15 protein-coding genes are annotated in these 18,193 nt (G+C 72.4%); 11 read left to right on the top strand and 4 right to left on the bottom strand.

The features are described 5' to 3' along the window. Positions 1-181: 181 nt before the first annotated feature. Together ACGFIM_RS32350 and ACGFIM_RS32355 are read right to left on the bottom strand one after the other, a co-directional pair. Complete coding sequence (locus ACGFIM_RS32350; RefSeq protein ID WP_393208165.1) at positions 182-2,197, bottom strand: CehA/McbA family metallohydrolase; 2,016 nt, start codon at positions 2,195-2,197, stop codon at positions 182-184. A 123-nt stretch (positions 2,198-2,320) separates the two neighbouring features. Then, positions 2,321-2,605, bottom strand: a complete 285-nt coding sequence (locus ACGFIM_RS32355) for a Fe-S cluster assembly protein HesB (RefSeq protein ID WP_393208168.1) — start codon at positions 2,603-2,605, stop codon at positions 2,321-2,323. Between the two features lie 155 nt (positions 2,606-2,760). On the opposite strand from ACGFIM_RS32355, the gene ACGFIM_RS32360 reads away from it, so the two are divergent. The 11 genes from ACGFIM_RS32360 (at position 2,761) to ACGFIM_RS32410 (ending at position 15,666) form a co-directional block, all read left to right on the top strand. Further along, positions 2,761-3,534 carry an enoyl-CoA hydratase/isomerase family protein gene (locus tag ACGFIM_RS32360; protein WP_393208171.1) on the top strand — a complete coding sequence of 258 codons (774 nt, stop codon included), beginning with the start codon at positions 2,761-2,763 and terminating at the stop codon, positions 3,532-3,534. Positions 3,535-3,634: 100 nt separating this feature from the next. Continuing rightward, complete coding sequence (locus ACGFIM_RS32365; RefSeq protein WP_393208174.1) at positions 3,635-4,033, top strand: hypothetical protein; 399 nt, start codon at positions 3,635-3,637, stop codon at positions 4,031-4,033. Continuing rightward, complete coding sequence (locus ACGFIM_RS32370) at positions 4,024-5,244, top strand: DUF6395 domain-containing protein (protein WP_393208177.1); 1,221 nt, start codon at positions 4,024-4,026, stop codon at positions 5,242-5,244. The genes ACGFIM_RS32365 and ACGFIM_RS32370 overlap by 10 nt, the downstream gene beginning before the upstream one ends. Continuing rightward, the gene (locus ACGFIM_RS32375) at positions 5,241-6,083 is read left to right on the top strand and encodes a M55 family metallopeptidase (protein ID WP_393208180.1); all 843 of its coding nucleotides are present in this window, start codon (positions 5,241-5,243) and stop codon (positions 6,081-6,083) included. The genes ACGFIM_RS32370 and ACGFIM_RS32375 overlap by 4 nt, the downstream gene beginning before the upstream one ends. Continuing rightward, positions 6,076-7,683: a flavin monoamine oxidase family protein gene (locus ACGFIM_RS32380; protein WP_393208182.1), complete on the top strand. Its 1,608-nt coding sequence runs from the start codon at positions 6,076-6,078 to the stop codon at positions 7,681-7,683. The genes ACGFIM_RS32375 and ACGFIM_RS32380 overlap by 8 nt, the downstream gene beginning before the upstream one ends. A 64-nt stretch (positions 7,684-7,747) precedes the next feature. Continuing rightward, a complete protein-coding gene (locus tag ACGFIM_RS32385) occupies positions 7,748-8,260 on the top strand; it encodes a YbaK/EbsC family protein (protein WP_364059132.1) in 513 nt (170 codons plus the stop codon). 133 nt (positions 8,261-8,393) lie between these two features. Then, positions 8,394-10,610 (top strand): protein kinase, encoded by a 2,217-nt coding sequence (locus ACGFIM_RS32390; protein ID WP_393208186.1) that lies wholly within the window; start codon positions 8,394-8,396, stop codon positions 10,608-10,610. A 16-nt stretch (positions 10,611-10,626) separates the two neighbouring features. Continuing rightward, on the top strand, positions 10,627-12,441 hold the full coding sequence (locus tag ACGFIM_RS32395) for a protein kinase (protein WP_393208189.1): 1,815 nt from the start codon (positions 10,627-10,629) through the stop codon (positions 12,439-12,441). A 35-nt stretch (positions 12,442-12,476) separates the two neighbouring features. Continuing rightward, positions 12,477-13,694, top strand: coding sequence for a serine/threonine-protein kinase (locus ACGFIM_RS32400; protein ID WP_393208192.1), 1,218 nt, complete (start codon positions 12,477-12,479; stop codon positions 13,692-13,694). 218 nt (positions 13,695-13,912) lie between these two features. Continuing rightward, on the top strand, positions 13,913-14,692 hold the full coding sequence (locus ACGFIM_RS32405) for an electron transfer flavoprotein subunit beta/FixA family protein (protein WP_393208195.1): 780 nt from the start codon (positions 13,913-13,915) through the stop codon (positions 14,690-14,692). 20 nt (positions 14,693-14,712) lie between these two features. After that, the gene (locus ACGFIM_RS32410) at positions 14,713-15,666 is read left to right on the top strand and encodes an electron transfer flavoprotein subunit alpha/FixB family protein (RefSeq protein ID WP_393208198.1); all 954 of its coding nucleotides are present in this window, start codon (positions 14,713-14,715) and stop codon (positions 15,664-15,666) included. A gap of 357 nt (positions 15,667-16,023) precedes the next feature. Here the strand turns inward: ACGFIM_RS32410 and ACGFIM_RS32415 are convergent, their stop codons facing one another. Both ACGFIM_RS32415 and ACGFIM_RS32420 read right to left on the bottom strand, forming a co-directional pair. Beyond that, positions 16,024-17,472, bottom strand: a complete 1,449-nt coding sequence (locus ACGFIM_RS32415) for an ATP-binding protein (RefSeq protein ID WP_393208200.1) — start codon at positions 17,470-17,472, stop codon at positions 16,024-16,026. Continuing rightward, on the bottom strand, positions 17,469-18,173 hold the full coding sequence (locus ACGFIM_RS32420; RefSeq protein WP_393208203.1) for a response regulator transcription factor: 705 nt from the start codon (positions 18,171-18,173) through the stop codon (positions 17,469-17,471). The genes ACGFIM_RS32415 and ACGFIM_RS32420 overlap by 4 nt, the downstream gene beginning before the upstream one ends. Positions 18,174-18,193: the final 20 nt, after the last annotated feature.

Genomic DNA, 18,193 nt, shown 5'->3' on the forward strand with positions numbered 1-18,193 from the left:
CCGGCAGGGCGTGGCACTCCGGCAGGGCGTGGCACTCCGGCAGGGCGTGGCACTCCGGCAGGGCGTGGCACTCCGGCAGGGCGTGGCGCTCAGGGATGGGGCGGGCTCGCCGGCCGGGCGGCCCGTCACCGGCCCGGAGCGGGCGCGTGTGCGGGCCGCATCCCGGGGACGGTCCGGGTCGTCAGGGAAGCCGGGCGCGGTAGACGGCCCTGGCGCGCTCGTACAGCCGCAGGTGGTCGTCGAGCTGCTCGGGCGAGCCGAACACGCCGAACCTGCGCACCAGCTCCGCCAGCCGGTCGAGCCAGGCCAGGCACCACCGCACGTCGGCCTCCCTGGCCACCGCGCGCCCCGCGACGTCGAGGTGGACGGGGCTGGTATGCGCGTAGGCGCCGTCGGCGCGCATGGCACGCGGGTGCGGCCCGCCGGTGGCGACGGCCACCACGTACGTCGGCTCCGTCACCTCCAGCGTGGCCGTGAGCCGTCCCGGCGGTCCCTGGGCGAGCACGCCGCCGGCGGTCCGGATCTCCAGCGTTTCGACCTCGGGCCCGATGGACTCGGCCACGATCTCCACCCGCTGCCCTGGGGCCAGGTCGAGCCGGTCGCCTGGCCCGTGCCCGTCCACGGTGAGATCCAGCCACGGCCCGGTGGTGGCGAAGGTCCGCCCCGCCTTGATCGCCGCGGCGTACGACTCCGCGGTCAGCGGTCCGTCGACGCGGGCGTAGACGCGTTCCCAGCCGGGCGGCCCCGAGGAGGTGCCCCGGCGGCAGAACGACAGCACGGCGTCGGTCCCCGCGGTGACGGCGAGCCGGTTGCCCGCGCCGATGAGCCGCCGGTACACGGCCGCGGTCGCGGCGATCGAGGAGTGGTTGAGCACGTCGAGCGAGTCGATCAGGCCGAGCGCCGCGTCGGCGACGATCTCCCTGGCCGAGCAGTTGCGCGCCCTGTCGAGGACGACGTCGGGCGGGTCGTCGTCGGTGAACGGGGTGTGGAAGGGGTGCCCGTACCCGGTGAGCCCGCCGAGCGAGCGCAGCTCCTCCAGCGCGGCCGCGTTGGTCGGCCAGTCCACGTCGCCCGCGAACCCGGTGTGATAGCGGCTCGGCGTCCGCCGCAGCCCGAACGCGGTGAAGTGGCCGAGCAGGTCGCTGCGGTACTCGACGCCGATCCTGGCCAGGTGGCGTTCGTCCGACCAGGGCAGGTCCTCGCCCACCCAGTGTTCGAGCGCCTCCACGTCGTAGACCCGCTCGCTCGCCACGTTGCCCGCGACGAGGTTGAGCACGTGCAGGTCCTCGCCGTGCTGCGCGGCGGCGGCCAGCGCGGGCGCGGCCGGTTCCTCGCCCATCCAGTTGAGGTGGACGTGCATGTCGCCGCCGTACCAGCCGCGCGCGGCGGAGTCGTAGATGCGCTCGGGGGTCAGCTCGACGAGCGTCTCGCCGCCCGCCTGCGGGGTGACGACGGTCTCCGCGGTGCCGTACTCCATGCCGCGGGTGACGGTCACGGTCAGCGGCTCCGCCGGTACGTCGAGCACGATGTCGTCGCCGTGGAAGTACGGCCGCCGCAGCCCGTCGAGCTTGGGCGGCGCGCCTTCGGGGTACCAGCCCTGGCCGTTGCCGCCGGTGACGCTCCACCGGCACGGGAACCCGGCGCGCACGCGCAGCCTGGCCGCCGGCGCCCGCCTGGTCAGCGGCGCGAGGTCGACCGGCCGCCCGTCCACGCTGACGGACCCGGTCACGTCGACCACCTTGGCGCCGCCGGGCTCGATCACGTGCAGGGTGTCGTCCACGACGACCGTGGCCGGCTTGTCGCGGCTGGAGTCCAGCAGCAGCGGTGTCCGTAAGGGGCGGTCGTCCACCACGACCCGGGGTTCGGCGGCCACGGCGTGGCCGTCCGGGGTGAGCCGCAGCGCCGGCAGGTGGAGCGGGGTCTCGCCGGCGAGCGCGTCGCGGACGAGCCGGTCGAGTTCCACGTCGCCGAGGTGGTCTTCCAGCTCCTCCTCGGGCACGCCGGGCAGCCGCGCGGCCATCTGCCGCAGGCCCATGGGCCAGAAGTCGCGGTCGTTGCGCAGGTAGAGGGTGGCCCATGCCTGGACCACGTACGACAGGGGCGGCTCGCCCCAGCGGACGTCATGTGCGTCGCGTAAGGATCGGTAGTCGGCCAGTGCGGCGGCCACGGGCGGAGGAAGCAGCGGATCGTGACACATCGGACACTCCCTGAAATCGGACGCGCCGTCATCGTCACACGAAACGCCCGCTGTGTCCCGCGTTTTCGCAAGGGGCGGTGCTGCGGAGACGGGCCCGGCGGGGAGCGCCGAGCCCGCGTGCGGTCAGGACCGCCGGTCGAGCCGGAACGACGGTTGCCCCGGCCGGCCCGGCTGGGCGTCCAGCGACTTGTCATCGAGGATCCGCACGGCCTCCTCGGCGACGAACACGCGTACGTCCTCCTTCTCGACGACCTGGTCACCGGCGTGCGGCATGCTCGCCAGCGTGACCTCTAGCGTTCCCGCCTTGTCTGCCTTCGGGGCGATGCGCAGGCCCGCCTCGGCAGGCACGTTCTCCCCGACCAAGAGGTCGCGGATGGCGACCACGGCGTTATCGGTCAATGTCAGCACGGGCTGCTCCTTTGTCCTCCTGGAACCCTCCGACTCCCCCGGCGGGCAGGCGGCAAACACCTCCGCGCGGCGGTCGCGGCGCGAGGTCCAGGCCGTCTGGCCGCAGGTCGTGCCGCGGCGGCGGCCAGGTGATCTCCGGCTGTTAGGTTCGGGTCATGGGTGACTTTGTGAGCGTCGAAGTGGCCGACCAGATCGCCACGATCCGTCTCGACCGTCCGAAGATGAACGCGCTCAACGGCCAGGTCCAGCGGGAGCTGGCCGAGGCGGCGACGCTGATCGACGCCGATCCGCAGGCCGAGGCGGTGATCCTGTACGGCGGTGAGCGGGTGTTCGCCGCCGGGGCCGACATCAAGGAGATGTCCACCATGTCGTACACCGACATGGCCGCCCACTCCGCCGCCCTCCAGGGCGCGCTCAACGCGGTGGCCCGCATCGGCAAGCCGGTGATCGCCGCCATCACCGGCTACGCCCTGGGCGGCGGCTGCGAGCTCGCGCTGTGCGCCGACTTCCGGGTGGCGGGCGAGTCGGCCAAGCTGGGCCAGCCCGAGGTGCAGCTCGGCCTGATCCCCGGCGCGGGCGGCACCCAGCGCCTGCCCCGGCTGATCGGCCCGGCCCGCGCCAAGGACCTCATCTTCTCCGGGCGGCACGTCGACGCCGCCGAGGCGCTCGCCATCGGCCTGGTCGACCGGGTGGTGCCGGACGATCAGGTCTACATCGCCGCGCTCGAATGGGCGGCGACCTTCGTCGGCGGGCCGTCCTTCGCGCTGCGCGCCGCCAAGCGGGCCATCGACGACGGGCTCGAGACCGACCTGGAGACGGGCCTGGAGATCGAGCGGCTGCACTTCTCGGCGATGTTCGCGACCGAGGACGCCAAGATCGGCATGCGGGCGTTCACGGAGCGGACCAAGCCGAAGTTCACCGGTCGCTGAGCCTTACTCAGGGCCTATCTGGGCGGATATCCGCGAGAAGCCAGAACATCCGGTTAACCGCGGTCAAAGGTGGATTCGATTGCCACTATGGTGGCCTTCCATGAAGCGCGTCCCGGTCCCGGCGCGGCTCAAAAAGGCCGTGCGCACGTGGTTCGATTCTCGTTACATCTCGATCGCCGATCACCGGCAGGACATCAAGGACGCGCTCTGGGAGGTCCAGACGCTGCGGCGGGAGATGGCCACGCTCCAGCAGGAGGTCAAGCGCCTGCAGCAGGAGACCGAACGGCTGCGCAAGGCCCGCCAGCCGGTGATCGACAAGAAGAAGATCGACGACACCCACCGCCTCGCCCAGGAGACCGCCAAGGCGCTCGACGGCGTGCTGCAGAACGAGGTGCTCGTCTGGCAGGCCATCGACCAGCTCAAGGACCGGCTCCAAGACGAGCGCGCCGGCCGGCGCGGCGACGAGCAGGGCCGTACGGAGGAGCAGCCGTGCGCGTGACCTGGACGGGCGCCGCGCACCTGAGCTTCCGCCTCGACCCCGAGGACGAGATCACCGGCAAGGCGTCCGACGAGTACCCGATCAAGCTGGCCATCAACTCCTGCTCGATCCGCGGGGTCCCGGAGGACGCACACCCCGACCTGTACGCCGTCGCCGCCTGGACGGTCATCGCCCCGTGGACGCGCAGGCGCGTCACGTTCGACCGGGCGATCTCCGCCGAGCTGGCCGAGGCGCTGCACGACGGCTGGGGTGTCGAGGCGGGTCCGGTGGGGGCCGAGCGGCGGCGTCCCGGGTCGCGGCTGGCGATCTCCTACAGCGGCGGCGCCGACTCGGTGGCGGCCGCGACGATGTACCCGGAGGCGCCGTTCGTGCACTTCCGCCGGGTGGCGCATCCCCGCGTGCCGAACCGCTGGCCCCACTACCGCTCCGACGTGCTGGCCAAGCTGGCCGCCCAGACCGGCCGCGAGCTGACCGTGGTGGAGTCCGACCTGGAGTACACCCTCGCCGAGCCGCGCCCCGGCTACCCCGAGCACCACGCGGTCGCCGCCGGCGCGCTGCTGCTCGCCGACGCGCTCGACATCGGCGGCCTGGGGTTCGGCTACGAGATGGGCTCGCGCTGGCTCGGCGGCGGCCGCTACCTGTGGCGGTTCACCCCCGACAACCCCATGTGGGCGCCGCACGGCCGCTGGGGCCGGTTGTTCGCGGCGGCGGGCGTGCACATCGTGCTGCCCGTCGGCGGGGTCAGCGAGGCGACCACGATGCGGCTCGCGCTCGGCTCGCCGCTGCGCGAGCAGGTGCGCTGGTGCCTGCGCGGCGTGGACGGCCCCTGCCGCAACTGCGGCAAGTGCCTCTACAAGGAGCTCATCCAGGCCGCCGTGGAGCGCCGCCCGCTGGACACGCCGATGAAGCCCGACCATCCCGCGGTCAAGAAGTACCTGAAGAAGCCGCCGTACGGCGGCCAGGAGATGATCCAGTACGGCCTGGCCCGCGTCCCCGGCATCGAGAACACCGTCTTCGCCCCCGCGCTCGACTACTTCGACGTCAGCGAGGAGACGACGCGCTGGCTCGACCACTGCTACCCGCCGGCGCTCGAGGAGATCCCGGAGCCGTGGCGCGCGCAGGCGGCCGCGTTCATCGAGGCGAACGTCGGGTTGATGACGGAGTCCGAAGTGCGCCAGGTGGAGACCTGGGGGAGTGGAGCGACGGCGTGAAGGTCTATCTGTCGGTCGACATGGAGGGCGTGACCGGGCTGACCGACCCGGAGGAGATGCACGCGGGCAAGCGCGGCTACGAGCGCGGCTGTGAGCTGATGACGGCCGACGCGAACGCCGCGATCGAGGGAGCGTACGCGGCCGGGGCGAGCACCGTGCTCGTCAACGACGCCCACGGCTCCACCAAGAACCTCAGGATCGACCTGCTCGACCCGAGGGCCACCCTGGTCAGGGGCCCCGGCAAGGCGCAGCGGATGGCGCAGGGGCTCGACGGGTCGTTCCAGGCGGCCTGCTTCGTCGGCTACCACGCCCGCGCCGGGGTGCCCGACGGCGTGCTCAACCACACGTGGATGGGCAAGGAGATCCAGAACGTCTACCTCAACGGCGAGCTGTGCGGCGAGACCCGGCTGGTCGCGGCGTGCGCCGGCTTCCACGGGGTGCCGGTGGTGCTGGTGACCGGGGACGAGGCGGTCGGCGATGAGGCCCGCGAGCTGCTCGGCGACGTCGAGACCGTGGCGGTCAAGAAGGGCATCGACAAGTTCTCGGCCGAGCTGCTGCCGCCGAGCGTCGCCCAGGCCAGGATCCGTGAGGCCGCCGAGCGGGCGCTGAACAGGTTGAGCGACTTCACGCCGTACGTCGTGGAGCCGCCGTACACGCTGGGCGTGGAGTGGAACTCGACCGCGATCGCCGCGGCCGTCGGGCTCGTGCCGGGCGTCAAGCTCGCCGGGACCCGCCACACCGAGTTCACCACCGACGACTTCAGGCAGATCATGGCCCTGTTCGGCATCTTCGCCACGATCGGCGGCCAGGTCGCGTGCGGCAGTGGGCCCTATGGCTGACGGCGAGACCGGCGGCAAGGAAGCCGTCAAGGAGACGCGCAAAGGGGCCGGTAAGGGCGGCGCGCTCACCCGGCGCGGCCTGCTCGTCGGCATCGGCGCGGCGGGCGGCGCGGGCGCCATGTACGCCGCCATGGGCGCGCTCGGCCTGGCGCCCACCGGACAGGACAAGGAGTTCACGCCGCCGCGCGAGGGCGACTTCACGCTGCGCGGCAAGGCCTCGGCCAGCGTCGTGATCCTGGGCGCCGGGGTGGCGGGGCTCACCGCGGCGTACGAGCTGGGCAAGGCCGGCTACGACTGCACGCTGCTGGAGGCCAGGCCCAAGGCCGGCGGCAGGAACCTCACGCTGCGCGGCGGCGACCGCGTGACCGAGCTGAACGGCCCGGCCCAGGACGTGACGTTCGGCGAGGGCGTCTACTTCAACGCGGGCCCGGGCCGCATCGCGCCGTGGATGGTCACCCTCGACTACTGCCGCGAGCTGGGCGTGCCCATCGAGACGTTCGTCAACAGCAACGCCGCCGCGTACGTGCATGTCAACGGCAAGACGATGAGGGCCCGCACCGCCCGCGCTGACATGTACGGATATGTCGCCGAACTCCTCGCGAAGGCCACCGACACCGGCGCGCTCGACAGAACCCTCACCAAAGACGACAAAGAGCGCCTGCTGGAGTTCCTGCGGCGCTTCGGCGACCTCGGGCCCAGGCTCGACTACACCGGCTCCGACCGGCGCGGCTTCACCGAGTGGCCCGCGACCGGCGCCGGCACCCCGCTCGACGGCCCGGGCACCCTCCACCAGGTGCTGGCCGCGGGCACCGGCCGCGCCATCACCAACGACTTCGGCTTCGAGCAGGCCACGCCCATGTTCCAGCCCGTCGGCGGCATGGACGCGATCGTCACCGCGCTCCAGCGGGCCGTCGGTGAGGACCGGATCAAGACCGGCGCCAAGGTCACCAAGATCACCACGATGGACGACGGCGTCGAGGTCGCCTACACCGGCGGCGTGATGAAGGCCGACTACTGCATCGCCACGCTGCCCCCGCACATCCTCGCCAGGATCCCGCACAACCTCGGCCCCCAGGTCACCAGCGCCCTCGCCAAGCCGACCCCGGTCGCCGCCGGCAAGATCGGCCTGGAGTACGCCACCCGCTGGTGGGAGCGCGAGGACCGCATCTACGGCGGCGTCACCGAGACCGACCTCGACATCACCCACATCTGGTACCCCTCGCACGACTACCACGCCGAGCGCGGCCTGCTCGTCGGCTATTACAACACCGGCCCCGAGGCCGAGCTGTACGGCGCGCTCAGCCCCGAGGACCGCAGGCGCAGGGCGCTCACTCAGGGCAAGAAGATCCACGGCGAGAAGTACCGCCGGAACGTCCTGTCCAGCGCCTCCATCGCCTGGCACCGGCAGGAGCACATCGAGGGCGGCTGGGTGCGCTGGCCCGCCTTTGATTCGTCGTTCACTCTTCTGCAACGCCCGGCCGGAAGGGTCTACTTCGCGGGCGACTGGCTCACCCATCTCATCGCCTGGCAGGCGGGGGCCATGGAGTCGGCCCGCGCCGTCGTCACCAAGCTGCACCAGCGAGTGCTGCAGTCGCCGTGACGCCGCACGCTGCTTCTGACGGCCGCAATAGGCTCGGCAGGAGAAGCGATCCAAGGAGTGGAAGATGACGTTGCAGTGGGTGCCCGCGACCGAACGGCTCGACCTTCTCGCCGAGCCCGTGGCCCGCGCCGTGCCCGAGCTGGAGGGTGCCGAGGTCGCCGAGATCGATCCCGAGCTGGCCGATACGGCCGCGTTCTGCGAGCGCTACGGCGTGGGCATGGACGAGTCGGCCAACTGCGTCGTGGTGGCGGCCAAGCGGGGCGGCGAGACGCGCTACGCCGCCTGCATGGTGCTCGCGACGATGCGGGTCGACGTCAACGGCGTCGTGCGCAGGCATCTCGGCGCGCGCAAGGCCAGCTTCGCTCCGATGGCCGACGCGGTGGAGCTCACCGGCATGGAGTACGGCGGCATCACCCCCGTCGGCCTGCCTGAAGAGTGGCCGATCCTGGTGGACACCAGGGTCGCCGAGCATCCGCGGGTCGTGATCGGCAGCGGGGTGCGCAGGTCGAAGCTCGCCGTCTCCGGCGCCACGCTGGCCGGGCTGAAGCAGGCAGAGGTGCTCACACTGGCCGGCTGACGACGAAATCGAGGCCGATTCGAGACCGTCGTTTGGGAAACCGGAGGGGGCTTCGTGGACGTTGTACGAGTGGGAATGTGGCCTCATGGTTCATCTCGTGGGCGGGGATTAAGCCGGTATGGTGCTTCATGCCATGAACGATGACCGACTAGGCCCTTACCGGCTGCTCAGGCGGCTCGGTGAAGGCGGGATGGGCGTTGTCCACCTCGCTGTCGACCCCCAGGGGCGGCAGGTGGCGGTCAAGGTCCTGCGCTCGGAGGTCGCCGGCGACGAGGTCGCCAGGCGGCGGCTCTCGCGCGAGGTCGAGACCATGCGCAGGGTGCGCAGCGCGTACATCGCCGAGGTCCTCGACGCCGACGTCACCGGTCATCGCCCCTACATCGTCACCCGCTACGTCCCCGGCCGGCCGCTCGACGAGATCGTCAAGGACGACGGGCCGCTCGACCTGCCCGCGCTGGTCAAGGTGGCGCACGGCGTGGCGACCGCACTGGCCGCCGTCCACTCGGTGGGCGTGATCCACCGTGACCTCAAGCCCGGCAACGTGCTGCTGCTCGACGGCGAGCCCGTGCTGATCGACTTCGGCATCGCCCAGGCGGTCGACGCCACGCGGCTGACGCAGACCGGCATGTTCATCGGCACCCCCGGCTACCTCGCGCCCGAGATCATCGAGGGCCAGGAGGCCGGGCCGGAGGTCGACATCCACGCGTGGGCGGGCACCATGCTCTACGCCTGCACGGGCCAGCCGCCCTTCGGCAAGGGCACGCTGGAGATGATCTTCTACAACATCACCGCGGGCAAGGCCGACATCAGCGCCGCGCCGCCCGAGCTGCAGCCGCTGCTCAAGGCCGCGTTCTCGCGCGATCCCGCCAAGCGGCCCAAGGCCGCCGAGCTGGCCGAGCAGACCGCGCGCATGCTGCCCAAGCCGCCGCCGGGCGGCGCGCCCGAGGAGATCTCCACGGTGCCGCACCCCGACGCGCACAAGGCGGCCCCGCCGCGTGTCGCCGACAAGCCGTCCTACGACATCTCCACACCGCCGGTGACGCCGCAGCGGCTGATCGAGAGCCAGGACCACCAGGCGGGCACGCCCGCGCCGCCGCAGCCCGGGCAGCAGTACGTCTCGCTGCTGCCCGACCAGGGCGACCCGTGGCCGACCCGCCGGGTCTCGCCCGAGGAGCTGCGGCGCATCCAGCAGGAGGCGGCCGCCCAGTCCCAAGGAGCCCCGCCTCAGGGCACTCCGTCCCAGGGGCTGCCCCAGCAAGGCTTCCAGCAGAGCCTGCCCGTGCCGCCGCCGAGCGAGGGCGACGTGCCCACCCGGCGGGTACGCCCCGACTCGCCCGAGTTCCGCCGGCTGCTGCAGCCGGGGGCGTCCGGCCCGAACCGGCCCACCGCGCCTCCCCACGCCGGGCCTCCCGGCCCGCCGCCCAGCACGCCGCCGGCCGTGAGCGGCCCGAACGCCGCGCCACCGGTCGCGAGCGGTCCGAACGCCATGCCCCCGCGCACCAGCGGGCCGAACGCCGTGCCTCCGCAGGCGGGGCCGTTTCCGCCCGCGGGCGCCGCGCCCCACGGCGGCATGCCCAACCTGAGCCGGCCCAGCGCGGGCCCGCCCGAGTACGCGCGGCCCAACCCGGTGCCGGTGCAGCCGCCGCCCTACATCCCGGCGCAGCAGCCGCCGTACGCGCCGCCGCAGTCCGACCCGAGCACCATGCGGGAGCCGTACATCCAGAGCGTGCCGCCGGGCAAGGTGCTGCAGCGCTCCCGCGCGTACGGGATCTCCGCGGCCATGCTGCTGGTCCTGATGATCGTGGCGGCCGTGCTCGCGCCCGTCATCGTGGCGGCCGTCGCGCTGCCCGCGGTGATCCTGCTGCGCGCGGCCGACCTGGCGCAGCCGCAGCTCGTGGCCCGCAGGGCCGCGGGAGCGGCGGCGCTCGACGTGGTCAGGGTGCTCGCGTTCCCCGCCGTGCTCGCCAAATCGGCGGGCATCACGCTGGCGCTGACGCTCTACGCGCTGATACTCGGGCTGCCGGTGACGCTGCTGCTCACCGTGGTGGTCCACATGAGTCCCTACTACGCCCTGTCCTGGGGCGCCTCCATCGCCCTGTGGACCCTCTGCGCGGGCCCCGGAGTCGAAGGCCCGGGCAAACAAATGCGCAGAACGCTCTCTTCGCTCGTACCCTCGAGAACAGCGGCGATGGTGATGGCAGGGGTGCTGGGCGCCGCGGCCGCGCTCTCGCTGATCCTCGCCTACAGCACGTTCGGGGACAAGCCAGAGGGGGCTGGGGTATGGACTCCACTGAACGTCGATTTCGTCGTGGAGCAACTGGAAGGACTGAGGGGGAATTCGGGGGGATGACGCGGGGAAGGTGGCGATGAACACCCAAGCACCAGAACGCCTCGGGCCTTACCGCCTGGTCAGGAAGATCGGCGAAGGTGGCATGGGGGTCGTCCACCTCGGTCTCGACGGCGAAGGCAGGGAAGTCGCCATCAAAGTCCTCCATCCCCACGTCGCCGCCGACCTCAAGGCGCGCGACCGGCTCACCCGCGAGGTCGAGACCATGCGGCGGGTGCGCAGCCCCTACGTCGCCGAGGTCATCGACGCCGAGCTGGTGGGCGGCCAGCCGTACATCGTGACCCGGTTCGCGCCCGGCCGCACGCTCGAGGACACCGTGCTCACCGAGGGGCCGCTCGAGGCCCGCCAGGTCATCAGGCTCGCCAAAGGGCTGTGCCATGCGCTCGTGGCCATCCACGCCGCCGACGTGATCCACCGCGACTTCAAGCCGTCCAACGTCATGCTGGTCGACGGCGAGCCGCTGGTCATCGACTTCGGCATCGCCCACCTGGTCAACGCCACCCGGCTGACCCAGACCGGCATGTTCGTGGGCACGCCCGGCTACCTCGCCCCCGAGATCATCCGCGACTCCGACATCACCCAGGCGGCCGACGTGCACGCGCTGGCCTCCACCGTGTTCTTCGCCGCCACGGGGACGCCGCCGTTCGGCACGGGGACGTTCGAGTCGGTGTGCTTCAACATCATGGAAGGGCGGGCGCAGCTCGACAAGGCGCCGGCCTGGTTGCGCGGCTGGCTCAGCAAGGCGCTGCAGGTCGACGCCGCGGCCCGGCCCACCGCGCCCGAGCTGCTGCGCATGGCCGAACAACTCGACCCGTCGGTGACGACGTTCAACGAGGCCTCCTTCGACGGCCCGACGGGCACCAAGCGGCTGGCCGACCGCACCCGCGTGATGGACACCTTCTCCGACCTGCTGCCGCCGGTCGAGTACGGCGAGCCCGCCCCGCCGCCCGCGCCGGCGCCGGCACCGACCAGGCGCGAGGAGCGCCCGCCGCTGACGCCCACGCGGCGCGAGGAGCGCCCGCCTCCCTACATCCCCGCGCCGGTGACGGCCAGCCCGCCCGCGCCGCGCCCCGACCAGCGCGTGGCCGGCTACCCCGCGCCGCCGCAGAACGCGCCGGCGCAGGCCAGGCCCTACGCGCCGCCGCCGCAGTACACCCCGCCCGCCGAGCGCAAGCGCTACCTGTTCGGCGCCCAGGTCACGGGCCTGCTGCTGCTCGTCACGCTGGTGGCGATGACCGTGGTGATGCCGGTCGTGGCGGGCACCATCGCCGTCGCGCTCGCGCTCGTGCTGCGCATCGGCGAATACCTGTTCGGTGACATGGTCAAGCGGCGGCAGATCCGCGGCAGCAGCGCCGCCGACCCGCTGCTCGTCCTCATCGGCACACCATGGGCGCTGATCAAATCGGCGCTCGTCACCGTCGTGCACGTGCCGCTCGCGCTGCTGTTCGGCGTGTGCGCCTGGGGCGTGCTCTATTGGGCCGGGTCGATGAGCGTCAACGAGGCCGCCGCCTATGCCGCGGGCGCCTTCGCCGCCGGCCTGTTCGTGCTGCCCGGTGGCGGCGCGCCGCGCAAGGCCGTCACCCGCTCGCTCACCGGCATGCTGCGCAGCCCCGGCGCGGCTCTCGTCGCGGTCCTGCTGGTGGGCACCGCGGCGCTGTTCGCGGTGATGTTCGCGATGGCGCAGCCGACCGACTGGTACCCGTGGCGGCCGCCGGAGTCGGTCATCGACGACCTCGCAAGCGATGCGAGACAGAGCACGATCGGCCTGATCGCGGGCCTCATCGGCAGCCTGATGGACGGTCTGGGGCTGAGCTTCCTGAACTTCTGGTCCTGAGTGTCCGCCTGGTCCCACGGGGGGAGAGACGAAGTATGAGCGAGCACCTCGGCCCGTACGAGCTTCTCTCCCGTCTCGGATCGGGCGGCTTCGGCGAGGTGCACCTGGCGCTCGACCCCGAGGGGCGCACGGTCGCGGTCAAGGTGCTGCACCCCCACGTCGCCGCCGACAAGGCGGCGGTGGCGCGGCTGGCCCGCGAGGTCGAGACCATGCGCAGGGTCGGCGGGGCCCACATCGCCGAAGTGCTCGACGCCTCGCTGGAGGGCGACCGCCCGTACATCGTCACCCGCTACGTGCAGGGCCGCCCGCTCAGCGCGGTGCCCGTGCCGGTCGCCGACCTGCGGCGGCTGGCCGCCGGGCTGGCCGACGCGCTGCAGGCCATGCACCAGGCGGGCGTCGTCCACCGCGACCTCAAGCCGGCCAACGTGATCGTGACCGAGGGCGAGCCGGTCGTCATCGACTTCGGTATCGCCAGCGCGCTCGACTCGCTGTCGGTCACCGCCTCGGGCGCGGTCGTCGGCACGCCCGGCTACCTCGCTCCCGAGGTGCTGGAGGGGCGGCCCGCCGGCATGGAGGCCGACGTCTTCTCGTTCGGCGCGACGCTCGCGTACGCGGCCACCGGGCGGCAGCCGTACGGGCAGGGGCCCGCCTCCGCCGTCGCCTACCGCGTCGTGCACCACCCGCCCGACCTGGAGGGCGCGCCCGGCTGGCTGGAGCCGCTGTTACGCGCGTGCCTGGCCACCGACCCGGCCGAGCGGCCCACGGCCGTGGAGATCTGTGACCGGCTCGGTGTCGAGCCCGTCGCCCAGCTGCCCTCGCCCCGCCCGATGCCCGCGCGGTCCCGCGCGTCCGAGCAGGACGAGATGGCCACCAGGGAGTGGCGGCCGGGCAAGGAGCGGTACCGGCGGTCGGTGGAGGAGTCCAGGGCCAGGCACCGGGAGAAGGTGCGCAGGCGGTGGGTGATCGGGTCGGCGCTGTTCGTGGCGCTGCTCGCCGCCGCGGCGCGGGAGCCGCTGCCCGAGGTGTCGCTGTTCCTGCTGGCGGCGTACTCGCTCGCCGTGGTGAGCGACGCGAGCGTGGCGCTGTTCTCGAAGAGTCTCTACCGGCGGAGCCGGATCATCACCGATCTGGCCGCCGTGGCGGGGACGGTGGGGCTGTGCTTCGGGCTGGCGGCGTGGTTCAGCACGTTCACGCTGGCCCTGTTCGGGATCACGGCGCTGGTGGTGGGGATCGTCTTCCTGCTGTCGGCGTAAGGGATGTCACAGGGTGCTGACCGAATAAAGTTCGGTATGGTGGGGAGAGCTTTCGTGCCCGGTTTGCGCGAAAGCTACCCATGGGTAACATAACGGCGAAACCACGGCAGACCCTCTGTCGGATGCCCCCGGGGCACCTGGCAGTCTGGACAGATGGATTCGGCGCCGCCGCAACGAGGCGGAGGCGCACGCGAACTACGGGAGGTCGGCCACCGGCCATGAACATCGTCGTCTGCGTGAAGCAGGTCCCCGACACGGCGACCGAGCGCAAGCTGCGGTCCGATGACAACACGCTCGACCGGGACGCCGCCGACGGCGTGGTCAACGAGCTTGACGAGTATGCGGTCGAGGAGGCGCTGAGGATCAAGGAGGCCCACGGCGGTGAGGTCACCGTCCTGACCATGGGCCCCGCCAAGGCCACCGAGACCATCCGCAAGGCCCTGGCCATGGGCGCCGACAAGGCCGTCCACCTCAGCGACGACGCGCTGCACGGCTCCGACGCGCTGTCCACCTCGTACGCGATGTCCCAGGTGCTCAAGAAGATCGGGTTCGACCTGGTCATCCTGGGCTCCGAGTCGACCGACGCCCGCACCGGCATGCTGCCCGCCATGCTCGCCGAGCGGCTCGGCGCGCCGCAGCTCACGCTCGCCAACAAGGTCGACATCCAGGACGGCACCATCACGGTGCAGCGGCTGGCCGACTACGGCTACGACCGGGTCGAGGCCACGCTGCCCGCCGTGGTCTCCGTGGTGGAGAAGATCAACGAGCCTCGCTACCCGTCGTTCAAGGGCATCATGGCGGCCAAGAAGAAGCCGGTCGAGACGCTCTCCATCGGCGACGCCTCCATCGACCCCGGTCAGGTGGGCCTGGAGGCCGCCTGGTCCGAGGTGGTCGACTTCGCCCCTGCCCCGCCACGCGCGGCCGGCACGATCGTCAAGGACGAGGGCGACGGCGGCGTGAAGACGGCCGACTTCCTGGCATCCAAGAAGTTCATCTGAGAACGGGGGGTTTAACTGAAATGTCGGACGTTCTCGTTCTCGTCGAGCAGGCCGACGGTGAGGTCAAGAAGGTCACGCTCGAACTGCTGACCCTGGCCCGCACCCTCGGCACGCCCGCCGCCGTCTGGGCCGGCCCCGGCTACACGCCCGAGGCCAAGGCCCGCCTCGCCGAATACGGCGCCGAAAAGATCTACGTCGCCGCCTCCGACGAGCTCGTCGACCACGTCGTCGCCCCCAAGGCCGAGCTGCTCGCCAAGCTCGTCACCGAGAAGTCGGCGGCCGGCGTGCTCATCGCCGCCACCGCCGAGGGCAAGGAGATCGCCGGCCGGCTGGCCATCAAGACCGACTCCGGCGTCATCACCGACGCCGTCGGGGTCGGCGAGGGCTTCGTCGCCGACCAGTCGATCTTCGGTGGCGGCATCAACGTGCACTCCAGGGTTCGCAAGGGCACGCCGATCATCGCCGTACGCCCCAACTCCACCGCCCCCGTCCCGTCCGCCGGCGCGGGAGCCGAGGAGGAGGTCACGGTCGCGCTCTCCGACGCCGCCAAGGCCACCCGCGTCGTCGAGCGCGTCAAGCAGGAGAAGGGCGCCAGGCCGGAGCTGACCGAGGCCGCCATCGTCGTCTCCGGCGGCCGCGGCGTCGGCTCCGCCGAGAACTTCGCCGTCATCGAAGAGCTCGCCGACGCGCTCGGCGCCGCCGTCGGCGCCTCCCGCGCCGCCACCGACGCCGGCTGGTACCCGCACCAGTTCCAGGTGGGCCAGACGGGCAAGACCGTCTCGCCGCAGCTCTACATCGCGGCCGGCATCTCCGGTGCCATCCAGCACCGGGCCGGCATGCAGACGGCCAAGACGATCGTCGCCATCAACAAGGACCCGGAGGCGCCGATCTTCGAGCTGGCCGACTACGGCGTGGTCGGCGACCTCCACCAGGTCGTCCCGCAGCTCACGGAAGAGATCAAGAAGCGCAAGTAGCGCACGTGGAAAGGGTCGGGGCCTGTCACCCCGGCCCTTTTCGCTTGCCCGGTAGCGGCCCCCTCGCTGCTCGGAGGTGGTCCAGCTCGGTGGCGGGTCCGTTTCAAGCGCCCGGAGCGGCCTGCTTCCGCTGTCCGATGAGTGCCTGCTGCCGGCGGCCGGCAGGGGCCCGCTTCCGCCGTCCGGCGGTGTTCCCATGCTCCGAGCCCGGGCCGGATGTGCCCGCGTCGCGGCCACGCCGCTGATGGTCGCGTTGCGGTGCGCGCCTGGCCGCGTGGCCGCCTGCCCGGGGTAGTGGTGCGAGCGTCCCGGCGGGTCCTCAGCCGGGAGGGTGGCCCTCGTGTGCGGAGCGAGGGGTCAGGAGGTGGCGGTGGGGAGGCGGATGGTGAAGGCGGCGCCCTGGCCGGGGGCGGTGCGGAGGCCGACGCTGCCTCCGTGGGCGGCCACGATCGAGCGGACGATCGCCAGCCCCAGTCCCGCGCCGCCCGTCGCGCGGGCGCGGGAGGCGTCGGCGCGGTAGAAGCGGTCGAAGACGCGGGCCGCCTCCTCGGGGGCGAGCCCGGGACCCTGATCCTCGATGACCAGCACCGAGTCGCCGCCCTCCGTTCCGACCCCGATTCTGACCGGCGTGCCGGCGGGGGTGTGGGTGACGGCGTTGCCGACGAGGTTGCTGACGACCTGCCGCAGCCGGGCCTCGTCGCCGAGGACGGGCGCGGTGGCGGCGGGCCCGCCGGAGGGGCCGGTGAAGGTGATGGGGCGGGTGGGGTCGAGGGCGGTGAGGTCGTGGCGGGCGTCGGCGGCCAGCGTGCGCAGGTCCATGGGGGTCAGTTCGAGCCCGGGCCCGTCGTCGTCTTCGATGCCGGCGAGGAGCAGCAGGTCGTTCACCAGCTTGGCGAGCCGCCCCGACTCGCTTTCGATGCGGGCGAGCGCGGTCGCCGCCTCGATGCCGCCCATGCGGTACAGCTCGGAGAAGCCCTTGATGCCGAAGAGCGGCGTGCGCAGCTCGTGGCTGACGTCCGCGACGAACCTGCGCATGCGCGCCTCAGAATCGATCTTGGCGGCGACGCCCTGCTCGATCTGGGCGAGCATCGTGTTGAGCGAGCGGGCCAGCCGGCCGACCTCGGTGGTGGGCGGTCCTGGCTCAGGTACGCGTCTGGACAGGTCGCCGCCGGCGATGGCGGCCGCCGTCTCCTCCACTCGCCGCAGCGGGGTCAGCCCGGCGCGGATGGCCAGGCCACCGGCAAGGGCGAGTACGGCGAGCAGGATCGCCCCGGCGACGAGGCAGACGGCCCGCATGCGATCGACGGTGGAGCGCAGGCCGTCCAGCGACACCGCCGCCACCACGCCCGTGTACCGGAACTCGGTGCTGCCCCGCCGGGCGGGCAGCGCCACCGCCCGCCACTCGCCGCCGTCCGCGTCCCGCACGGTGAACGGCCGCCCGTCTCGCCGGGCGATGGCGGCCGTGTCGAGGCGGGGCCAGGCGATGTCGGCGGCCCCGCCGTAGGCGCGCAGCACGCGGCCGTCGGGCGCGAGGTAGGCCGCGTAGCCCTTGGTGGCGAGATCGAGGCCGGTGAAGACGGTCCCGGCGCCGCCGAGCCGGGAGCCGAGTGCGGAGGCCAGCTCGGGCGGCACCATCGACATCGCCGTTCCCATGGGCGTGAGCTGGGCGTCCGTGCGGGCCATGAGCTGCGTTTCGAGCTGCCGTACGAACACCGAACCGATCAGCGCCAGCCCCGCGACCAGCAGCAGGACCGTGATGGCGAGCAGCCGCGCACGCAGCGAGAGCCCGCGCAGGAGGCCGTTCACGGCCTCGGCCGCCGCAGGACGTAGCCGACTCCGTGCACGGTGTGGATCAGCCTGGGCGAGTCGCCGATGTCGAGCTTGCGGCGCAGGTAGCTGATGTAGGTGTCGACGATGCTGGTGTCGCCCGAGAAGTCGTAGCGCCACACGGCGTCGAGGATGGACGCCTTCGGCAGCACCCGGCCCGCGTTGAGCACCAGGTGGTGCAGGAGCCGGTATTCGGTGGGCGACAAGCGTACGGGACGTCCCGCCCTGGTGACCTGGTGGCCCTCGGGGTCGAGCTCCAGGTCGCCGACCACCAGCGTGTGATCGCCGGGGGTGCCGCCCGTGCGCCGCAGGATGGCCCGGATCCTGGCCAGCAGCTCTTCCAGGTCGAACGGCTTGGTGACGTAGTCGTCGCCGCCCAGCCGCAGCCCGTTGACCTTGTCGGCCTTGGCGTCGCGGGCGGTCAGGAACAGCACCGGAACCGGCCCTGGGCGGCCGCCCGCCCGGGGCAGGGCGCGCAGCCTGCGCAGGACCTCGAAGCCGTCGAGATCGGGCAGCATGACGTCGAGCAGCACCAGGTCGGGCGGGTCGCGCCGGGCCTCGTCGAGCGCCTGGCGGCCGTCTGCGGCCGAGCTCACGGAGAAGCCCGCGAAGCGCAGCGTCGCCGAGAGCAGCTCTCTGACGGTGGGCTCGTCATCGACCACCAGCAGCCGCTCGGCCACGTGAGCCACCTCCCGTTTGC

Source organism: Nonomuraea sp. NPDC049309 (assembly GCF_043196965.1).
Lineage (GTDB): Bacteria > Actinomycetota > Actinomycetes > Streptosporangiales > Streptosporangiaceae > Nonomuraea > Nonomuraea fastidiosa.

What these genes read in the sequence shown, in the direction of transcription:
- ACGFIM_RS32350 (WP_393208165.1), bottom strand. Translation starts at nt 2,197, where the DNA reads ATGTGTCACGATCCGCTGCTTCCTCCGCCCGTGGCCGCCGCACTGGCC.
- ACGFIM_RS32360 (WP_393208171.1), top strand. Translation starts at nt 2,761, where the DNA reads ATGGGTGACTTTGTGAGCGTCGAAGTGGCCGACCAGATCGCCACGATC.
- ACGFIM_RS32365 (WP_393208174.1), top strand. Translation starts at nt 3,635, where the DNA reads ATGAAGCGCGTCCCGGTCCCGGCGCGGCTCAAAAAGGCCGTGCGCACG.
- ACGFIM_RS32380 (WP_393208182.1), top strand. Translation starts at nt 6,076, where the DNA reads ATGGCTGACGGCGAGACCGGCGGCAAGGAAGCCGTCAAGGAGACGCGC.
- ACGFIM_RS32385 (WP_364059132.1), top strand. Translation starts at nt 7,748, where the DNA reads ATGACGTTGCAGTGGGTGCCCGCGACCGAACGGCTCGACCTTCTCGCC.
- ACGFIM_RS32390 (WP_393208186.1), top strand. Translation starts at nt 8,394, where the DNA reads ATGAACGATGACCGACTAGGCCCTTACCGGCTGCTCAGGCGGCTCGGT.
- ACGFIM_RS32395 (WP_393208189.1), top strand. Translation starts at nt 10,627, where the DNA reads ATGAACACCCAAGCACCAGAACGCCTCGGGCCTTACCGCCTGGTCAGG.
- ACGFIM_RS32400 (WP_393208192.1), top strand. Translation starts at nt 12,477, where the DNA reads ATGAGCGAGCACCTCGGCCCGTACGAGCTTCTCTCCCGTCTCGGATCG.
- ACGFIM_RS32405 (WP_393208195.1), top strand. Translation starts at nt 13,913, where the DNA reads ATGAACATCGTCGTCTGCGTGAAGCAGGTCCCCGACACGGCGACCGAG.
- ACGFIM_RS32410 (WP_393208198.1), top strand. Translation starts at nt 14,713, where the DNA reads ATGTCGGACGTTCTCGTTCTCGTCGAGCAGGCCGACGGTGAGGTCAAG.